Consider the following 668-nt stretch of genomic DNA (forward strand, 5'->3'; position numbering starts at 1 on the left):
TCCACACGTCCGATCTTCTTTTTGCGCGTGTAACTGATCGTCTCGAGTGTAGGTTCAGCAAGAAGTACAGCAGAAGACACTTCGGCCTCATTGAACAACTGTAGATCCAATTGGTCTTTGTCTGTCTTCTCACTCGATGTGCCAAAGCGTTTCGCCTGAAGTAGCGCAAACTGTTGCTTATAGTATTCCATCTTGGCCTCGAGCTCTTTGTTTCGCTGTTCGAGCTGTGCGTTCTTCTTCTCGAGCTCTTCAATTGTAAGTTGTGTTTTCTCGTCCTGTTTTCTCATAGGGATAAGAATAGCATAAAACTATCCGGTGAAACAGACGTCAAATCACTTTTTTAGCAGCAACGGAAGGATGTGCATCACGTTGGTCAAGTGGCAATCCATCCAGCAACCAGTTCAGTTGCCGGCTCGAGATAGATAGAGGCTGGACAGACCCGAGGTCTGGCCAATCGAACAGTCCTTTCTCCAGTCTACGATAGTAGAGCCAGAAGCCGTTGTGGTCCCAAAACAAGATTTTCAGTTTATCTTTTTTTCTGTTACAGAAGACGAACAAAGCCTTCGAAAATGGATCTAACTGAAAAAGTTCCTGGACGATGACAGCAAGTCCGTCAATCGATTTGCGAAGGTCTGTTGGACCCGCTGCTAGATAGACGCGCTCGACAG

General features: G+C 46.4%; 2 protein-coding genes. Both read right to left on the reverse strand.

The features are described from left to right. The coding region (locus AB5N96_RS13495; RefSeq protein WP_499705759.1) for a transposase domain-containing protein at nt 1–287 on the reverse strand (287 nt) is incomplete at its 3' end. 40 nt (nt 288–327) lie between these two features. Further along, a partial coding sequence (gene tnpB / locus AB5N96_RS13500; protein WP_499705760.1) for an IS66 family insertion sequence element accessory protein TnpB occupies nt 328–668 on the reverse strand: 341 nt, incomplete at its 5' end.

The sequence above is a fragment of the Chryseomicrobium imtechense genome (assembly GCF_041475995.1).
GTDB lineage: Bacteria > Bacillota > Bacilli > Bacillales_A > Planococcaceae > Chryseomicrobium > Chryseomicrobium aureum.